The sequence below is a fragment of the Alteromonas sp. 4NS20-0143 genome (assembly GCF_057542855.1).
Window position 1 is genome coordinate 11677 of record NZ_BAAJLR010000001.1, and the last position, 19856, is coordinate 31532.

Sequence of the window (19856 nt, forward strand, 5' to 3'; positions counted from 1 at the left end):
ATTTAAAACTCGCCTCGCACGGCCTCACGCACCATAAAGCGTGAGGTGTTAACCGCATTAAGTAAATCGTTGTTCAGCGGCAGTGGCTCTCTTAATAATGTGCTTACCAATACTTCGGCTAACAGTGGGGCAGTAGTGAGGCCTCTTGAGCCTAAGCAGCTTAATGTAGACACATTGCTTTGCGGTAACGTACTCACCTGTTGAAACGGTTTTCCTACGCCTAAATCGGCATACTCTTGCTTTAGCGTTTTAAAATTATGCAGTGCGCCAACAACAGGCTGATGATCTGGCGAGCCAAGACGCGTCGCCGCTCTCGCCGTACCGTCATGCTTTAATTGGCTCACTATATCCGTATTCGCAAGGGCCTGTTCATGAGTAGCGAGGTTTTGCTCGCTTTCGTCTTCGCGAGGCTCAACGGCCAAATCATTTTTCACATAGGTAGAGCCCAGTGCATGGCGTCCTTCCATTGCAGGAGTCATATACCCTTTGTGGCAAAGCACTGTTTTTAATGCGTCAATAGGTTGTTGTGATGCAATGGCTTCAACCTGTCCTCGCACAGGCCGCAAAGGAAGACTATCGAATGCATCTGTGCCCACGGCGCCTGCGCCTAATGCAAGCACCACATGATCTGCCTTTATGCTTTTACCATGCGTAAATTCAACGTTTCCATCGCTAGTATGAGACACATAACAATGGTTGGGTTTTAGCGTTAGCTTTCCTGTTGCCTTGGCCAAATCGATAATATCGCTAACAAGTTGCGGGGGCGACAACCATCCGCCTTTGGGAATAAACAAACCTTCATAGGGTAAATCAACCCCAGCGATACGGCGTACTTCTTCACTGTCTACGTGCCTAATAAGCGCTGAAGGCCACACGTCGTCGTTTACCAATTTCGCTTGTCGTACACCCACTTTGTCATTAAATCTAAGCTGAATAACGCCACAAAAATCGTATTTATTTTCTTCTTTTGTGGGCTCTTGCTCGTTTACTTCGATGTTTGTTTTAGTGATGGTTTTGGTGCTGGTTTGCAATTGAATGTTGCTGTTAACGCTGTCGTAATAATCTCTTGCATATAAGAAGCAGTGAGCCTGCAAACGACTAGCGATACTCGCTTCACTATGAAGCTGAGGATAAAAGCCACCCTGAGGATTACCCGAAGCGCCTTGCGCTAGGCTATCGCCGTCAAAGCAAAGCGTTACGCGAATATCGCGCTTGGTTAGCGCCAAACACATTGTTGCAGCCGCAAGCCCAGAACCCACCACAACCACATGGTGTTCTTCTTTAAGGGGCGCGTTGTTATATCGATAGTAAGGCCCCTCTGGCAGTCGCAATTTCTGAGAGTGCTTCTTTTGTGTAGCTTTAGGTAAAGACTGGGGTGAGAGTTGTAACTCAGACTCAGGTGAGGACCGTACTGCCGTTTCTACATTATTGTTTTCATTTTCACTTGCCGATGTAAGTTGAAAATAACCGGTAAGCATATCTCGTTTGCGACCAAATCCTGCGCGTTTGTTTATCACAAATCCAACATTGGCCAACCCACGCTTTACAATACCCGCCGCCGTGAAGGTACCAAATGTGGTGTCATTTTTTGACAGCCTAGCCATTTGTGAAAACAAGGCATCGGTCCACATGTCAGGGTTTTTACTTGGCGCAAACCCATCTAAAAACCATGCATCTACAAGACCTTCTTCTGGTGAATGCCATTGCCCAAGTAACTGATGCACATCGCCTATCCACAAGTCTAGGGTGGTATCAAATGCAGTAAAATGCAGCCGATGGCACCCATCAAGCCCTATCGGATACAGCGCTATTAATGCCTCTGTTTCGGCCTGTAGCGACGGAAACGTTGATAACGCACGCTGAATATCGGCCTTTGGTAGCGGGTATTTTTCGGTAGTGATAAAAAATAAGCGCTTGAGAGGGTGGTGAGGGTTTGCCTGCCTAAACTGCTTAAATTCATGCATGGCTACCAAGAAGTTTAAACCAGTACCAAAACCGGTTTCAGCAATAGTAAAGTGTGGCTTATCCCATAACGCCCAGCGCTGATGAAGGTCATTACCTTTTATAAAAACATGCTGGGTTTCATTAATGCCACTGTCGTTAGAAAAATAAACGTCATCAAAATGATCGGCAATGGGTATGCCGTTTTCATTAAAATGAACTTGCGCATGTTTAGACTTCACTACTTATCTAACCTCTTCTTAAGCTATGTATTTCGTTGTGTTTCTACGTGTCATATTGGCGTCACTTGCCAAGGCTATATTCTACAAGGCCTCAAAAAACTTTACCGTAAAAGTTTTTAATTTATCTAAAGCGCGTTAACCATTGCTGAATAAATTGTGATGTGCAGCGTGTATAGAAGCGTTAATGAAAGCTTTTTCATTTTCTTAAAGCGTTGAGGCAGCGCGATATTCTAAGCCGAAGTTTCATGCTACCTTAAGAACAAGCTGTTTACACAGCGACAGCGTTACCGATAGAAGTAACGCATTAACAATCAAGGTGCGGGGGTTTGATTTAACCGTTACAGGTGTTCATAAAAAAGGGTTTTGTGTTGAAGTGCAAAGCAGACCACTTTATCTCGTAAAATCGTTAACATATGCCGCATCAACGCAAAGGGTAAACTATGAGAAGAGCAGTTATCACCGGCCTCGGTATTGTATCGAGCATCGGCGTAAATAAAGAGGACGTACTTGCATCACTAAAAGCAGGTAAGTCTGGGATCACATTTTCAGAGCAGTTCGCCGAGATGGGCCTGCGCAGTCAGGTGTGGGGTAATCTTGATATTGACTTAAAAGAGCACATCGACCGCAAAGCCATGCGCTTTATGGGTGATGCGGCTGCATACGCGTATGTTGCTATGCAGCAGGCTATTGCAGATTCTGGCCTTGAAGAAAGTGATATTTCAAATGATCGCACAGGTATTATTGCCGGCTCTGGCGGTGCGTCTTCTGAAAACCAAGTGCTATCTGCCGATATTCTTCGCGAAAAAGGGGTTAAGCGAGTAGGGCCATATATGGTTCCACGATGCATGGCGTCTACGGTGTCTGCATGTTTAGCCACACCGTTTAAAATTCGCGGTGTTAACTATTCAATCGCATCAGCCTGTGCCACAAGTGCACACTGTATTGGTAACGCACTAGAGCTTATTCAGCTTGGTAAACAAGATGTAGTGTTTGCCGGTGGCGGTGAAGAGCTTCATTGGTCACTTTCGAGTCAGTTCGACGCTATGGGCGCACTCAGCTCAAAGTACAATGACAACCCATCGGTAGCCTCTCGTACCTATGATGCAGCGCGAGATGGCTTCGTTAGCTCTGGTGGCGGCGGTATGGTTGTTGTTGAAGAGCTTGAGCACGCTCTCGCTCGTGGCGCGACAATTTACGGCGAAGTAACCGGCTACGGCGCTACCTCAGATGGCTTCGACATGGTCGCTCCTTCCGGTGAAGGCGCTATTCGCTGTATGAAGATGGCAATGCAAAACGTAGACGGTCCAATTGACTACCTAAACACTCACGGCACGTCAACGCCTGTTGGTGATGTAAAAGAGTTAGCGGCTATTCAGGAAGTGTTTGGCTCATCGGGCGTGCCCATCAGTGCAACGAAATCTCTCACTGGCCATGCGCTAGGTGCTGCTGGTGTCAACGAAGCTATTTACAGCCTGCTTATGATGCAAAACAACTTCATCGCGCCATCAATCAATATCGACACGCTAGATGACGCAGCCAAAGGCCTAGATATTGTTACTGAGGCAAGAGACGCTCAGCTAAATACGGTTATGTCTAACAGCTTCGGCTTTGGTGGCACAAATGCTACCTTAGTTATGCAGCGCTACAACCGCTAAAACGGTTTGTGCTTTTGATAAAAGCAATGTTGTAGTTCAGACGCCTTAATAAAAATCCCCCAACGAGCTTAATCGGTCTTGGGGGATTTTTTTATGCACTATTTTTCATGCCCCATTTTTTATAAACCATAAAAAACTGCGTTATTTAGCGACTACCTAAACCTGTAGTCGTGAAACAGTTTGTCGGGGTTGGGGATAGTTATCTTACCGTAGTGTAGTAAAACGAGGCCTTCTTGCTGCAGCTCACCTAAAAGCCGATTCACGGTTTGCCGACAGCTATTTATCATTTGCGCCAATGACTCTTGAGATAGTGTTAATGTAATGGCGCTGTTTTCAGGCACGTGTTGCCCGTAACTGGTGGTTAACATTAACAGTCGCTTTACCAATTGATGCTTTAAACTAAGCCCGGTGCTTGAATCGATAAACTGAAAGGCACTTCTTACCCTAGCGCAAAGTAGCCTAGCGAAATAAGGGTACAGTTCTGGAAATTTTTTCAGCAGTTCGTTAAACGCATTTTTAGGGATAACGGCAATGGTACTGTCGGTTTCGCAAAAATTATCGTGGGTGCGGGGAAGGTTGTCAAACATAGAAATTTCGCCAAACCAGGTTCCTGGGCCTAAAAGTGCAAGCAGCATCTCACTGCCATCTACGCCAATCGTGGTCACACGAAGTCGACCTTCGCATATTCCGTAAAAACCAACGCCGTCCTCGCCTTTAGCGTGCAGCTGTTGACCGGCTTTAAAGTGCTTAAGTCGCACTTTGCCTAATAGCTCATTTTGCAAATATTCAGGTAGCGAAGAAAACCAAGAAGAGCTTATCAGTACAGGTTTAAAATGTTCCATTTAACAAAATTATTACAATGTCGTTGTTACGACAGTCTATACCGGTTTTCAGGGGTAAGGTAGCAAAAAATTACAACACTATTTGAGGTGAGTTATGAGTGAATCTGTAAAGTCTCAGGTGAGCGAAGAAGAGTGGCAGGCCCGTGTAGATTTAGCCGCATGTTATCGTGCTGTGGCCATGTATGGCTGGGACGACCTTATTTTTACTCACATATCTGCTCGGGTACCCGGACCAGAGCATCATTTTCTTATTAATCCATATGGAATGATGTTCGACGAGGTAACGGCATCTAGCTTGGTAAAAGTAGACCTTCACGGCAATAAAGTGATGGACAGTGAGTACGACATTAATCCTGCAGGGTTTACCATTCACAGTGCAGTGCACGAAGCCCGTGATGATGCAAAGTGCGTCATGCACCTTCACACTGCTGAGGGCGTGGCTGTATCGGTACTCGAAGACGGGCTTCAGGCCTATTCACAGCAATCGCTATTTCCGCTTGCGTCGCTGTCTTATCATTCCTATGAAGGCGTCGCCTTGAATCCCGATGAAAAAGTACGCTTGGTGAGAGATTTGGGCGATACCCAATTTATGATCCTGCGCAATCATGGTTTGCTAACTTGTGCAGACAATATTGCCGACGCATTTCTGTTTATGTTTATTATGCAGCGAGCCTGCGAAATTCAGTTAAAAGCCCAGGCCACAGGCCAAAAGCTTATTCCTATCCACTCTGCAATACTGCAGGGGATTAAAGCTCAGGCAGCCCAAGTCACTAAACAGGCTGGTGGTTCGTTGGCATGGCCTGGTATAAAGCGCAGAGTAGAAAGGCGTTTCCCAGGCTTTGACGCCTAAATAAAGAAGCACAAAAAACGACGTTTTTCTGATTAAAGCAAGCCTTGAGAAAAATGTTCGATTAAAAAAACGCCTAGCGCATGCAGTGCTAAGCGTGAGCACAAGTTTACCCGTCTAATTGGGTTACTATCGCCCTATTTTGGGGTAAACTTGTAACCATGAAAATACTTCTTGAAGACACTATCCCATTTGGCGAGAGTTACCTTGACAACGTAGGCGAGGTAATCACTTACGCATGGCAAAATTTAGTGGCAAGCGACCTTGCTGATATCGATATTTTAGCCCTTCGCTCTACCACAAAGGTAACGCCCGAGCTGCTTAAAGATGCAAACAAACTTCAGTTTGTTACTACCGCCACCGCTGGAACCAATCACATCGATAAGGCCTGTTTAAACGCTAACAATATAGCGCACAGTTCAGCCGCCGGATGTAACGCCGTTGCGGTGGCCGAGTATGTACTCAGCGTTCTGCTGCACGCCCAAAAAAGCAAAACGCTGGATTTATACTCGGCAACGGTTGGTATTGTGGGTGCGGGTAACGTGGGTACTGCGCTTTCTGTATTGCTTGACGCTGTAGGCGTTAGCTATGTGCTGTGCGATCCGCCGCTTCAAGAAGCAGGAGATAAAAGAGCGTTTGTAGAAATGGATGACATTGCACGTTGCGACGTGATTACGCTACACGTACCGTTTGTACGCGGTGGGCCTCATCCAACAGGTAAATTAATTGATAGTGCATTGCTAAACCAACTTAATGAGCATCAGTTACTCATTAATGCCTGTCGCGGCGAAGTCATAGACGAACTCGCTTTACACGCTCGTTTAACTTCACCCTACGCGCCAACCGTGGTACTCGATGTTTTTGATAACGAGCCAGGTATCGATACCCGTCTCTTTGACCACTGCTGGTTTGTTACGCCTCATATTGCCGGTCATTCGGTTGAGGGAAAAGTGCGCGGCACACAAATGATATACGAGCAAATTTGCCACCGCACAGGCCAAAAAGCGACCAAAACGTTGTCTGACTTTTTAGAGTCAATTCCGCCTATCAAGGTATCTTTGCAACACCCGACACAAACGCGATTATCCGTAGATGATTTAATGGATGTGTTCCACCGAATTTACGATATCGCCATTGACGATATAACAATGAGGCAGTCAGTTAAACAAATAGAAAACGCTGACGCCCATACCCACGGTGAAAGTGTGGCCTCGCAGTTTGCAGCATTGCGCAAGCGGTATCGGGTACGAAGAGAGTGCAGTGCACACACATTAGTGGTGCCACATAATACCAGCGAAGAAATTGCGAAAACCCTTAAGAACCTAGGGTTTTCGGTACAGCGTGAGCAAGCGCAGTAGTTATTGTTTCGAATTTAGAGCCAATCACTTGCTGTACGCGCGGCCTAACTGGCAGTAATGCGAGTGAAGATGGCGTTATATCAATATTTTAAATACCCCATTAGCTAAGCGCGTAGTGTGCTTACTAAAATTTAGGAGAAGAAAACATTATGTCGCAAGCGTTTGACGTTGCAGTTCTTGGCGCAACAGGTTTAGTTGGGCAAACGATGATTGAGTTATTGGAAGAGCGCGGCTTTCCCATAAACCGTTTATACCCTTTAGCTAGTAAACGCTCTGCAGGCAGCACGGTTTCATTTAAAGGCGAAGATATTGAAGTTGAAGATGCTGATGAGTTCGATTGGTCACGTGTTCAATTTGGATTTTTCTCTGCAGGTGGCAGTATCTCTGCGAAATTTGCGCCGCTAGCGGCCGAAGAAGGCTGTATTGTTATCGACAATACCTCAGAGTTTCGATACGACCCCGATATTCCATTAGTGGTTCCAGAGGTAAATGCTCACGCGCTCGCCGATTTTCGCAATCGCAATATCATTGCTAATCCTAACTGTTCCACTATTCAAATGATGGTGGCGTTAAAGCCTATCCAAGACGCAGTGGGCATATCACGCATTAACGTATGTACGTATCAATCGGTATCTGGCGCAGGTAAAGACGCTATGGAAGAGCTAGCAAAGCAAACAGCTGGTCTGCTGAATGCGCGCGAAGTAAAACCCGATGCCTTTAGTCGTCAAATAGCGTTTAACGCAATTCCTCAAATTGATGCATTTCAAGATAACGATTACACCAAAGAAGAAATGAAAATGGTGTGGGAAACTCAGAAAATAATGGGTGACAATAGCATTTTAGTGAATGCCACAGCAGTACGTGTGCCTGTGTTTTATGGTCACGCTGAAGCTATTCATTTAGAGACGCATTCCCCCATTGATGCAGAGCAAGTTAAGCAGTTGCTTGCGGATGCACCAGGCGTAACCCTGTATGAAGGTGCAGAGCAGTTTCCAACTCAGGTAAGCAGTGCCAGCGGGAATGATATGGTGCATGTGGGCCGCGTAAGAAATGATATTACGCATCCTTGCGGCCTAAACCTTTGGGTAGTGTCGGATAACATTCGAAAAGGTGCTGCAACTAACAGTATTCAAATAGCAGAAACGCTCATTCGCGACTATATGTAACAGCACACTGCTATCACAAAAGCATCACAGCAGCATCACAGTATCAGGGTGGCCGCAAGGGCTAGATAAGGGTAAGCCCTAGATAGGTTGTTGTATCGGTAAGTAAATAATAAACATTTTTCACTACTTGCCGATATGACACTATGAGAAGTACACGTTACTCGCGATACAGGTTGTTTCAAACCAGCATGTGACAAGCGAGTGGTTTCGAACAATTAGGTTAGTAAAGGGCACTCAGCACGCATTTAGTGAAAATGGCGCTAAAACGGCACCGCTCACTAGATTGCCCTGGTTAACTGGTTTATAGTCTAAAGATTGGGCTTTTAAACTTGCGAAAATTAGTATTCAGTCAGACACTTAGCGAAGCCATTCGACTTTTTTTGTATTAGGCGGATGGTCAAGGCGATGTGTACATCGCTATTCACTATGAATGACGACACGAAATTGAAAATAAAAATAAAAGCCAGCACGTTTTATTTGGAATAAGCTGGCGCAAAAATCCATCAACCTAAAAGGGTGGTAAAGACGCTTGAGGGCATATAGGACTGCTATGAAATTGCATTTGACGGGCTTACTTTTACTTACATTTTGTTTGTTTGCCCCTATATCTTCAGTAAATGCGCAAGAAACAGCGACCTTATTGAAAGGACCAAAAGACGCTAGCGATCAATTCTCTGGTCTTGAGTACGGCCCCATCGACTCTAGCGATACGCTTTGGCGCATAGCCGAGCGCTACAGACAGAACAATAATCTTAGCGTGTATCAGGTTATGACAGCTATTTACGAGCTGAACCCCGATGCATTTGAAAACGGTAACCTCAACCTGCTAGTTAACGGCGCAACGCTTAAACTTCCCTCAGAGCGATACATTGCCCGCATCAGTAAAGAGCAAGCGCAATTGCGTGCCGAGCAGGACGAACGTGAATTTGCTGAAGCCCTTAATAAGCCAGGCAGCAGTATCAAAAATATCAAGCCGTCTTCACCGCTTGTTAATCAAAACGACCTTTCACAAACGCAAACCGACATCGAGAAAAAAATAACTCGATTAGATGCAGAGCAAACTCGACAGTTTGACGAATTGCGTATGCAGTTCGCAGCGTCACTCGACAATGTTCAAGAAATATTGAACGAAAATAGAAAGTTGTATGAGCGCGTTGATGCGGTAAATGGCGAGCTTGAATCGTTAAGAGGGCAAGTAGAGGGCGACGTAAAAGAACAGCTTGATATGCAAGTGGCACTGCAGCAAGAACTGCTTGATATGATAAGAGCAGAGCAGGCAGAAAGAGCCGCAGAAAAGCAAGACTCTATTTTAAATAAATTAATGAGTCCAATTAGCTTGATAATAGGCACGGCAGTGTTGTCTTTGCTACTAGTTGGTGGCCTTATTACATGGTTGCTTAAGCGCAACAGCAAGCCTGAAGATGCGCCAGCAGCGCCACCTAGTGCATTGGGCGACGATGATGATGTACCGGTTCCAGACAGCGATTTAGGCGACCTATCAAGCGCGCTAGCGCCCGATTTAGACAATAATAACGAACTCACTGACGACGACTTGTTTAACGATGACGACTTGCTCGATGACGTATTAACATCAGACCTTGAAGAAAGCTTAGACGATGAGCTTGAAAACTTTGCCGACCTCGAAGACGATCTGTTGGTACCAGATGATGATACAGACGACTTATTCGAAGCGGGTGATGATGAGCTCGACCAGAGCGAGTTAGACAGTTTATTCGACGACGATGATTTGTCTGACAAAGTGCTGAATGAGAATGAAACTGAAGGTTTAGACGGTATCGACTTATCTGAAGACGATGATCTGTTTGATGAAAGCAACGACAGTGATAACGACTCTGACGATCAAGAAGGTGCTGAAGCAGAAGAAGACACATCCGCTTCAGACGATGATTTTGATATTGATGATTTGTTAGACGATGTGCAAAGCCAAGACTCTTCAGATGAAGACTCATCAGAAGAAGTAGACCCTGACGATATATTAGACCAGTTCGGCGAAGACGACTCATCCGCGAACGAAGATGTGGATGTAGATGACATAGATGCGCTGCTTGAAAACAGTGGGGGCGATGCATCACAAGATGATATTGACGATTTATTAGATAGTGCCACAGAAACGGCGTCACTACCTACTGTTGACGATGAAGACGAAAAGCCCGAAATCAGCATTGACGATCTGCTAGAAGAAAACGCGCCAGATACGGCACTGACTGACGAATTAGACAGCAAAGATGATCTTATTGATGAAGAAATGCTCGAGAAACTCGACGACGAGATACATCAACAAGACAAAGAAATAAGCAAAATTACCGACGATTTACTCAATGAAATTGAGCAAATTGAAATGATGGGCGGCCTTGATGACGATGAAGACTTTGACGACGATGAATTAGAAGAAGAGATCACTTCGGCAGCACCTTCGCCTCAATCAATACAAAACTTCGATTCCATCACTGACGGCCTCGATGAAATGTTAGATGATGAAATTGAAAGCGACGATATAGAAAACGCTGACGATTTCTCAGATCCCTTGTCAGATGAGCTAATTGCCGAGCTGCAAAGTGAAATGCCTGATGAGGATGAGTCTGCTGACGCTGCTCCCGCAACTGAAGAACCAGTAGACGAGCAACCTGAAGATGCCGCTCAACAAGAAGACGACTTTAATGACTCTCTTTCCGACGACTTATTAGCTGAGCTAGAGGCAGAACTTGAGCCAGAAGCTGAAGAAGATATAGAAAGCGATGAGACTGATGAGGACGTTGAGGGCGAACAAGACTCTGCCAACCCAGACTATGAAGACGCGGCCTTTGAACAAGAAGTAAGCGATCCTTTAACTGATGAATTGCTTGCAGAATTGCAAAGCTCAGACTCTGATGATATTCAAGAGCCTCTAGCGGAAGAAGAGCCATCAGCGGATGGGGAGCCATCAGCGGAAGAGGAGCCATCAGCGGAAGAAGAGCCTTCAGCTGAGGAAGAGCCATCAGCGGAAGAAGAGCCTTCAGCGGAAGAAGAGCTTTCAGCTGAGGTAGACGCATCCTTTGATGAAACTGCAGAATCTGACGTTTCCGAAGAAGCTGGTGAAGAGCTTGCTCCTGAAAAAGATGAAGAATTAGATGCGCCCGAAGATGTAAGTGAAGCACTAGTTCCGGAGGATGATGAAGAGCCTTCAGTGGAAGAGGAGCCTTCAGCCGAAGAAAAAACCTCTGCGGAAGAAGACTCATCCAATGATGAAACAGCGGAACCTGATGCTTCCGAAGAAGCTAGTGAAGAACTAGCTCCTCAGGAAGATGAAGAGCTAGATCTAGAGGAAGAAGAGCTTTCAGCTGAGGTAGACGCATCCTTTGATGAAACTGCAGAATCTGACGTTTCCGAAGAAGCTGGTGAAGAGCTTGCTCCTGAAGAAGATAAAGAATTAGATGCGCCGGAAGATGTCAGTGAAGCACTAGTTCCGGAAGATGATGAAGAGCCTTCAGCTAAACAAGAGCCTTCAGCAGACCCATTAGATGATGCGTTAAACGACTTCGAAAAAGACATGATGGATGATATTCCGTCGTTTGGAGACGCCGAGCCTGATTCAACAGAGCCTGATTCGACCGAGAGTGAATCTGTTGAGCCCGAGGCATCCGAATCGGATTCGTCAGAAGAGCAGGACGAAAATGACTATGACGATAGCATCCTCGATGATGCATTCGATGACGTAGACGCTTTTTCGCTAGAGCAAGAAATTGACGGCGAAGAGCCAAACAAAAACAAAGAGCCTGAGCTTCAGCAAGAACCTGAACAACAAGAGCAATCAAACGACTCAGCTGATTCAGAAAAAAGTGACGACGATATTAACGAGCTGGGCGATGTACCAGGTCTTGATGATTGGCTGTCTGGTGAAAGTGATGACGATATTGAAGATGAAGAGATTTTCGATGAGTTAGATAGTGCCGAGTTTGACGAGTTACTTGAAAGCTTAGAGGCAGATACACCAGCAGATTCAAATACTGTTCAAAGCAGCGATGAATCTACCGTTAAGCCGGAAGAATCAATAGATCCGCCAAAAGAAGACGATACCTTCGAGCTAGATGATGACGCATTTGAACTAGACGATGATGACAGCGAGCTGGATGACCTATCATTGCCTGATATTGACGTCGATGATGTTGACGGAAATGATAGCTCGGACGAGGCGCAAGAAGCTTCTTCGCAAGAGGAGCTTGAGCAGGAAAATAAAGAAGAGCTAAAGTTAGATAATCCAGACCTTGATTTAGAAGCCTTACTTAACGATGTGCCTTCCGTTGAGATGGGTGGCGATAGTAACGGCGCTGAAGACTTCTTAGATGTAGAGGCGCTAATGGATGACGGCGATGATACAACGTTTAACGATCCAGATAGTCAGCCTCTTGATTTAGATGTGAGTCTGTCCGACTTTACAGGCGTTAACGATACAGATTCCGTTATCGATATTGATAAAGACGCAGGACAAAATGCGAACCTAGATTTAGCGCGTGCGTATCTTGAAATGGAAGATGTAGATGCTGCAAAGGAGCTTCTCGAAGAAGTCATGCGTGAGGGAAGTGAAGAGCAAAAGCAGGAAGCTGATACTATTTTGAAGACCATCGACTAATCCGACTATTTGTATGTTACGTGCCATCTTATCTGTCATCTTATCTACCACATATTGCATGTTAAGTGCCATATGACTAAACTTGGCGGCTTTTAGTTAAGAGGTAGCAGAATCATGGGGCGAATTGCCTTAGGGATTGAATACGACGGTGCTTCTGTTTTTGGTTGGCAACGCCAGCGAGAAGTGCCCAGTGTTCAAGAGTATCTTGAAAAAGCGTTATCAAAAGTGGCTAATCAGCCAATTCAAGTTCAGTGTGCAGGTAGAACCGATGCCGGTGTGCACGCCACAGGGCAGGTGGTTCATTTCGACTGCGATGTCCCTCGCGCTGAACGTGCCTGGACTCTTGGTGTTAACGCCAACTTGCCAGACACTATCGCCGTAACTTGGGCACAAGGTGTCGATGATAATTTTCATGCGCGCTTCTCAGCTACCCATCGCCGCTACAGATACATTATTCACAACAGTAAAATGCGACCCGCAATTCTGAATCACGGTGTCACTCATGTTCACAAGCCCTTAGATGCTGCGAAAATGCATGAGGCAGCTCAAGCGTTACTCGGCGAGCATGACTTTACTTCTTTCAGAGCCTCTCTTTGCCAAAGCAAAACCCCTTTTAGAAACGTGACAAGCGTGAGCGTTTATCGACAAGGACGCTATGTTGTCATTGATATTAAAGCCAATGCATTTCTACATCATATGGTGCGCAACATAACGGGCTCGCTGGTTGAAGTTGGGGCGGGAGAGCAACCCATAGAATGGATTACGGAATTACTGGCGCTAAAAGACAGAAGCAAGGCGGCATCTACAGCAAAGCCGAACGGTCTCTATCTTGTTGATGTGACTTATCCCGGTGAATACGGGCTTCCTAAAGGGCCGCTTGGTCCATTATTCTTGCCAGAAAGCTAACGTTAAAACCTAGTGCTTGCCTCTAGCGCTAAAGATTAGCGCTGAAACTTAGGTCCAAAGCTAAGTTTAAAATGTAAGTTCAAAGCCAGAGTTCAAAGGCTAGGCCCAAACTTGCGCTTCAATTTCATACAGTAAGCTAACTGCTTAAACACAGCTATCACACAATCAAAACTGGTCCGAGTTAACTTCTTAGACCAGTTTTGTTTTTTCCATTTCGTTGTATTGTGGTCTAATAGCGCGCTATATTAGATAGCTGCTTTTTCAGGTTACGCATTTTTTCTTGTAACGTTGTCAAAGACATAAATTAATGTATTGCTGGTACTCAAGATTAAAAACAAATACCGGCAGTCAAAACAAAGGATTCAATTTCCATGAGCTGGATTCAAAAAATACTTCCACGCACACAAACTTCAACAAAGGGCAATGTACCTGAGGGAATTTGGACAAAGTGTGGCTCTTGTCAGGCAGTATTGTACAAAACTGAATTAGAAAAATTACAAGAAGTCTGCCCTAAGTGCGACCACCACATGCGTATAACAGCCCGCCGTCGTATTGATGCGTTCTTAGACGAGGGCGATCGCGTAGAGCTTGGTGCCCAGCACGAGCCTCAAGACTTATTAAAATTTAAAGACTCCAAGCGTTATAAAGATCGTATTGCCGCGGCGCAAAAGTCGACCAATGAAAAAGACGCGCTAGTGGTTATGCAGGGAAAAGTGAAAGGTATGCCTGTTGTGGTGGCGTGTTTTGAATTTGCCTTTATGGGCGGCTCAATGGCCTCTGTAGTTGGTGCGCGTTTTGTTGCTGCAGTGAATGCATGCCTTGAAAACAATACGCCGCTTATTTGTTTTTCTGCCAGTGGCGGCGCGCGTATGCAAGAAGCCCTTATGTCGTTAATGCAAATGGCGAAAACCTCCGCTGCACTGGCCAAAATGAGCAAGAAAGGTTTGCCATATATATCAGTACTTACTGACCCAACAATGGGCGGTGTGTCTGCAAGTTTAGCAATGCTAGGTGACATTAACGTTGCTGAGCCTAAAGCCTTAATTGGTTTTGCGGGTCCTCGCGTTATTGAACAAACCGTTCGTGAAAAACTTCCTGAAGGGTTTCAGCGCAGTGAATTTCTCGTGGAAAAAGGCGCAATCGATATGATTGTTGACCGCAGAGATATGCGTGATAAATTACACGGCTTGTTGACCAAGTTGCATTACAAAAATTAGTGAATAACGAAAACAATAAACACAGCGGCTCAGAGCAAACGCCATCTGGTGATAAAAAAAGCCTGGGCCAATGGCTATCCTACCTAGAATCAATTCATCCTAGCGCCATTGATATGGGGTTAGAAAGAGTGAAGGACGTGGCAAACGCCATGTTGCTTAACCTCAGTGAATCACTTGTCATTACTGTTGCCGGTACCAATGGCAAGGGCACAACATGCCGCCTTCTTGAACAGTCGTTGCTGTCGCAAGGAAAAACGGTAGCAGTGTACAGTTCTCCCCACCTTATTGATTATTGCGAGCGCGTTCGTATTAATGGTGAACTTGCTCAACAGCAAACCTTTGTTGAGGCGTTTGAATTTATAGAAAATGCAAGGGGCGACATAACGCTCACTTACTTCGAGTTTAGCACCCTTGCCGCAATGAAAATGATGCAAGACTGGCAGGTGGATATCGCCATATTAGAAGTAGGCTTGGGTGGAAGGCTAGACGCCACAAATATTATCGACCCCGATTTAGCTGTGATTACCACCATCGACCTCGACCACCAAGATTGGCTTGGCAATACGCGTGAAAAAATAGCCCGAGAGAAGGCCGGCATAATGCGGTTAAACGGCAATGCAGTTATCGGGGATTTGTTCCCACCGTCAACATTGTATGACGTTGTCGATGAGTTACAGGTGAACGCTCGCTGGGCAACAAAAGATTTCACCGCTGCTGTAGAAGCTGATCATAGTGAATGGCAGTGGAAAGGGGAAAAGCATACTTTTGCAAAGCTTCCTTACCCAAATATTCCGCTTCAAAATGCCAGCACAGCATTAGCGGCCCTGGAAATGCTTGGTTTATTACCCGATGAAGCCGCGTTGAATACCGTTATGCGCAACACAACCATGCCGGGGCGACAGCAACAAATAAGCGAGCAACCTCTTGTGGTTGTAGACGTGGCGCATAACCCTCAAGCCACTGCGTCAATGCAAGAGTGGCTATCTCGGTATAAGGTCGATAAGTATCGCGTTGTGGTAGGCATGTTGAAAGACAAATCAATCGCTGAAACGCTAGCACCCTTATCGTCACTCAATGCTTCTTGGTACGTTGCAAGTACCCAAGGTTTTAGGGGCTGTGAAGCGCAGGTTCTTGAAAATGCCCTTGTGAATGCCGGCACAACCATAGAGAATATAGCCACATACGACAATGTTACCTTAGCTTATGAAAGTGCACTTGCAGATTATCAGGCAAATGAGCTTATTTTAGTGTTTGGATCATTTGTTACCGTGGCAGACGTGCTTGTAAAGCAAAGCCAATAAATCGCGAATTCGCCCTTTCAATTTTTAAAAGGGAACGGGCGCAGTCATTCAAGCAGGAGACAGCAGTGACATCGGCATTAAAGAATAGATTGGTAGGAACCATTATCATAGTGGCTCTTGCCGTTATTTTCTTACCTGACTTTCTCGATGGCAAAAAACAGACGAACCGAGAGCCTTTCGTTTCAGTGCCTGCAAATCCACCGATAAAGCCAATAGTAGAGCCTGAGCCGTTTCCTTCTGAGCGCGTTGCACGAGCCGCCGTGCCAGAAGTAGAAGTTGAAGAAGCCGAAGCGCTTGACGATGTATACGAGTCTCAAGAGAAGGGCGAGTTGCAGGCAAGCGAATTGCAAGCAAGCGATGACACGCAAACGACTTCAACTTCTCCTAAGCCCAAAGATGAGCTTGCCAGCCAAACCGTAATAGAAGCTAGCAATGATCTTGCCGAAGAAGATGCAGGGTGGGTCATTCAGCTGGGAAGCTTCAGACACGAAAAAAATGTAAAAAGCTTACTGGCGAAGCTTGAACGCGCTGGTTATCGAGCGTTTAGCCGTAAAATCCAAACCAGCTCAGGGTTACTGAACAAAGTTTTTGTCGGTCCAGATTTAGACAAACAAAAGCTTGAATCGGCACTGCCGCATTTAAAGGAACTCACTAAGCTTAAAGGCAAGGTCACGACCTTCAAAGTAGAATAACCTGAAAAATTAAAGGCGCGTTTTTATACTAATGGAGGAGCTAATTTGTTACAGACTGTTTACTACAGACTAGTAATATTTTTGGCTTCTGTTAGAATGCGCGCCATCTCGCCAACGGCAGTTTGTCTAGCATAGGTTAGGCAACATCAACGCAATAAAGAGACAATGAACTGGGTTGACTTCTCCATATTGGGTATCATTGCGGTATCGACCTTAATAAGCCTTATCAGAGGGTTTGTTAAAGAGGCCATTTCGCTTGTGGTGTGGTTTTCTGCACTCTTCATTTCCAGTAATTTTTATGCCGACCTTGCCATTTACTTTACTGCCATAGACGATCCTTACATTAAAAATGGCGCAGCTATTGCGGCATTATTTGTCTCTACACTTATACTAGGTGGCATGGTTAACTATGTGTTTAGCCAGCTAGTTCAAGCCACAGGCTTATCAGGCACCGACCGTGCACTAGGCATTGTTTTTGGCGCATTGCGCGGTGTTCTCATTGTTAGCGCTTTACTCTTTTTTATGGATACCTTTACTGGTGCTGCAACCGCATTGTGGTGGCAGGCGTCAGTACTAATTCCTGAGTTTGGTGTCATTATTGAGTGGTTTTTCACGTATGTGAAAGGCTCATCCAGTTTCTTAAATCCCGTTTAAAATAGGTAACGCACATGTGTGGTATTGTCGGAATAGTTGGTAAAACCCCCGTAGCTCAGTCTCTTTATGACGGTTTGACGGTTATTCAGCACCGCGGGCAGGATGCTGCAGGTATAATGACTATCGATCAGAATATGTTTAACTTGCGCAAGGCCAATGGTTTGGTGCGAGACGTTTTCCACACCCGCCATATGAAGCGTTTAACGGGCAATATGGGGATTGGGCATGTTAGATACCCAACAGCGGGAACATCAAGTTCAGCAGAGGCGCAGCCTTTCTATGTAAACTCACCGTTTGGTATAGCCTTTGCTCACAACGGTAACTTAACTAATGCCCACGATCTTCAGCAGGAAGTATTCCGCATTGCCCGTCGCCATATCAACACTACATCCGACTCTGAATTACTGCTTAATATCTTAGCCCACGAGTTACAACAAGTTGCTGGCTTAAGCGTAAGTGCCGAGCACATTTTTGAAGTGGTCACAAAGGTACATAAGAAAATTCGCGGTGCCTATGCGGTGGTTGCAGCCATCATTGGCCAGGGTATTGTTGCTTTTCGCGACCCACACGGCATTCGCCCGCTTGCGTTAGGTAAGCGAATGACAGAAGTGGGTGAAGAGTGGATGGTAGCCTCTGAAAGTGTCGCTATTGATGCAGTAGGCTTTCAATTTGTTCGCGACGTTTCGCCTGGTGAAGCTGTATTTATCACCGAAGAAGGCCAGTTGCATACTCGTCAGTGTGCGGAAAACCCAATCACCTCTCCCTGTATTTTTGAGTTTGTATACTTTGCGCGCCCCGACAGCTTTATCGACGGCATCTCAGTGTATGCATCACGTGTAAATATGGGCCGAAAACTCGGTGAAAAGATTAAGCGTGAATGGTCTGACTTAGAGATAGACGTAGTAATCCCAATTCCTGAAACGTCGATGGATGTAGCGCTGCAAATTGCTACTACCCTTGATTTACCTTACAGACAAGGTTTTGTGAAAAACCGCTACATTGGTCGCACCTTCATTATGCCGGGCCAGACGCTACGTAAAAAGTCGGTTCGCCGAAAGCTAAATGCGATTTCGTCTGAGTTTAAAGGTAAGAGTGTACTGCTAGTTGATGACTCTATCGTTCGCGGCACGACGTCAGGCCAGATTATCGAAATGGCAAGAGAGTCGGGAGCCAAAAAGGTTTACTTCGCTTCAGCAGCACCTGAAATACGTTTTCCAAATGTGTATGGCATAGATATGCCATCAGCTAACGAACTCATTGCTTATGGTCGTGAGATTGATCAAATAGCAGACTTAATCCAGGCAGATGGTCTTATCTTCCAAGACATTTCAGACCTAGTAGAAGCAGTTCGTGAAGAAAACGAAAGTATTCAGCGTTTTGAAACATCAGTGTTTGACGGAAACTATATTACTGCAGACATAGACCAAGAATATTTAGAGCGAATTGATATGTCTCGTGGTGAAAAATCGAACCAAGCGCCGACCATGCAGGCTGAGCTTAGCAATTTAGATGTTCACAACATGGACTCTAACTAGTTGATGCAATCACGAGTACTTTGGTGAATGCTGTTTTGAACACTATTGTGCTTACTATTGCGAAGGTCAGTGTGCAGAGATGACACTTTGGAAAAGAAACCATTAAAAATGCCGCTTTCAAAGCGGCATTTTTGTGTTTATTACTAATACGATAACGTCAAACCCGTTAACATCACCACGTTAGTGAATAAAAACAGGCCCACCTGATAATCCCCATACTAACACCGAGCCGGTCATTAATATGACTAACAACACAAGGCCGCAGGTGACCACCGAGCTAGAATAAATAAAGCCCTTGTCTTCATGCATGTGCATAAGAATGGGAACACCAGAGTAAAGCAAATAAACCGAGTAGCTAATGCCCACTAAAAGTGCCGTCATCACCACCCATAATTCAGGGTAAAGACCAGCTAAGCCCACCATAAATAGGGGAGTGGCTGTGTAGGCGGCAAGCTCAAGTGATTGTGTATAGGTAGGAGTGCTATCAAACGCCTTTGCAAGCTCATGAATTAAAAGCGCAAGCGCAACCACTCCAGCTATTAAACCGAAGTACATGCCTATACCCATCATAATAGCGCTGTTTTCGCTAAGTCTTATAACGTCGCCTGCACCAATACTCCAGCCTGTATGGGCGCTAGAATAATAAGCAACGACAGAAGGAATAAGTGCAATAAATGCAATATGGGTAAGCGCGTAGAAATAGTTTTCGTGTTTAGTATCAATTGTCTGCCACTCTTCTCTTGGATGAGTGTAGATACCGATGAGGTGATTTAAAATCATAGTCCCTGCCTTCTTAACAACGTTATTATTATAAAACGAACGAGTGTATTGTTTTGGCAGTGAGGTTTTACCCTTAAGTGAACGCGGTATAGC

14 protein-coding genes are annotated in these 19856 nt (G+C 45.4%); 11 read left to right on the plus strand and 3 right to left on the minus strand.

The annotated features are described in order from the left end of the window. Window positions 1–2 precede the first annotated feature (2 nt). Complete coding sequence (gene mnmC1, locus AC27HD_RS00070) at window positions 3–2183, minus strand: FAD-dependent 5-carboxymethylaminomethyl-2-thiouridine(34) oxidoreductase MnmC1 (RefSeq protein ID WP_487102993.1); 2181 nt, start codon at window positions 2181–2183, stop codon at window positions 3–5. Window positions 2184–2623: 440 nt separating this feature from the next. Here mnmC1 and fabB point away from each other — a divergent pair, with 440 nt between their 5' ends. Then, entirely contained in the window at window positions 2624–3838 is a 1215-nt protein-coding gene (gene fabB, locus AC27HD_RS00075) for a beta-ketoacyl-ACP synthase I (protein ID WP_032096740.1), read from the plus strand. A 152-nt stretch (window positions 3839–3990) separates the two neighbouring features. On the opposite strand, the gene AC27HD_RS00080 is transcribed toward fabB, so the two are convergent. Beyond that, the gene (locus AC27HD_RS00080; protein ID WP_487102995.1) at window positions 3991–4680 is read right to left on the minus strand and encodes a Crp/Fnr family transcriptional regulator; all 690 of its coding nucleotides are present in this window, start codon (window positions 4678–4680) and stop codon (window positions 3991–3993) included. Window positions 4681–4774: 94 nt separating this feature from the next. Between AC27HD_RS00080 and AC27HD_RS00085 the strand changes: the two genes are divergently transcribed. The 10 genes from AC27HD_RS00085 to purF all read left to right on the plus strand — a co-directional run bounded on the left by AC27HD_RS00085 (window position 4775) and on the right by purF (window position 18983). Continuing rightward, window positions 4775–5530 (plus strand): class II aldolase/adducin family protein, encoded by a 756-nt coding sequence (locus AC27HD_RS00085; protein ID WP_487102997.1) that lies wholly within the window; start codon window positions 4775–4777, stop codon window positions 5528–5530. A 158-nt stretch (window positions 5531–5688) separates the two neighbouring features. Then, complete coding sequence (locus AC27HD_RS00090; RefSeq protein ID WP_487102999.1) at window positions 5689–6885, plus strand: 4-phosphoerythronate dehydrogenase; 1197 nt, start codon at window positions 5689–5691, stop codon at window positions 6883–6885. Between the two features lie 149 nt (window positions 6886–7034). Next, window positions 7035–8051 carry an aspartate-semialdehyde dehydrogenase gene (locus tag AC27HD_RS00095; RefSeq protein ID WP_334062696.1) on the plus strand — a complete coding sequence of 339 codons (1017 nt, stop codon included), beginning with the start codon at window positions 7035–7037 and terminating at the stop codon, window positions 8049–8051. Between the two features lie 550 nt (window positions 8052–8601). Next, window positions 8602–12678, plus strand: a complete 4077-nt coding sequence (locus AC27HD_RS00100; RefSeq protein ID WP_487103001.1) for a FimV/HubP family polar landmark protein — start codon at window positions 8602–8604, stop codon at window positions 12676–12678. A gap of 114 nt (window positions 12679–12792) precedes the next feature. Beyond that, complete coding sequence (gene truA / locus AC27HD_RS00105) at window positions 12793–13584, plus strand: tRNA pseudouridine(38-40) synthase TruA (RefSeq protein ID WP_487103003.1); 792 nt, start codon at window positions 12793–12795, stop codon at window positions 13582–13584. A 371-nt stretch (window positions 13585–13955) separates the two neighbouring features. Then, window positions 13956–14801: an acetyl-CoA carboxylase, carboxyltransferase subunit beta gene (gene accD / locus AC27HD_RS00110; protein ID WP_487103005.1), complete on the plus strand. Its 846-nt coding sequence runs from the start codon at window positions 13956–13958 to the stop codon at window positions 14799–14801. After that, window positions 14801–16102 (plus strand): bifunctional tetrahydrofolate synthase/dihydrofolate synthase, encoded by a 1302-nt coding sequence (gene folC, locus AC27HD_RS00115; protein WP_487103007.1) that lies wholly within the window; start codon window positions 14801–14803, stop codon window positions 16100–16102. The genes accD and folC overlap by 1 nt, the downstream gene beginning before the upstream one ends. Before the next feature lie 65 nt (window positions 16103–16167). Next, complete coding sequence (locus AC27HD_RS00120) at window positions 16168–16794, plus strand: SPOR domain-containing protein (RefSeq protein ID WP_032096731.1); 627 nt, start codon at window positions 16168–16170, stop codon at window positions 16792–16794. A gap of 165 nt (window positions 16795–16959) precedes the next feature. Beyond that, complete coding sequence (locus AC27HD_RS00125; RefSeq protein ID WP_032096730.1) at window positions 16960–17448, plus strand: CvpA family protein; 489 nt, start codon at window positions 16960–16962, stop codon at window positions 17446–17448. A gap of 14 nt (window positions 17449–17462) precedes the next feature. Next, entirely contained in the window at window positions 17463–18983 is a 1521-nt protein-coding gene (gene purF / locus AC27HD_RS00130) for an amidophosphoribosyltransferase (protein WP_487103010.1), read from the plus strand. Between the two features lie 180 nt (window positions 18984–19163). Here purF and AC27HD_RS00135 read toward each other — a convergent pair whose 3' ends face one another. Beyond that, window positions 19164–19763, minus strand: a complete 600-nt coding sequence (locus AC27HD_RS00135) for a Yip1 family protein (protein WP_032096728.1) — start codon at window positions 19761–19763, stop codon at window positions 19164–19166. Window positions 19764–19856 lie beyond the last annotated feature (93 nt).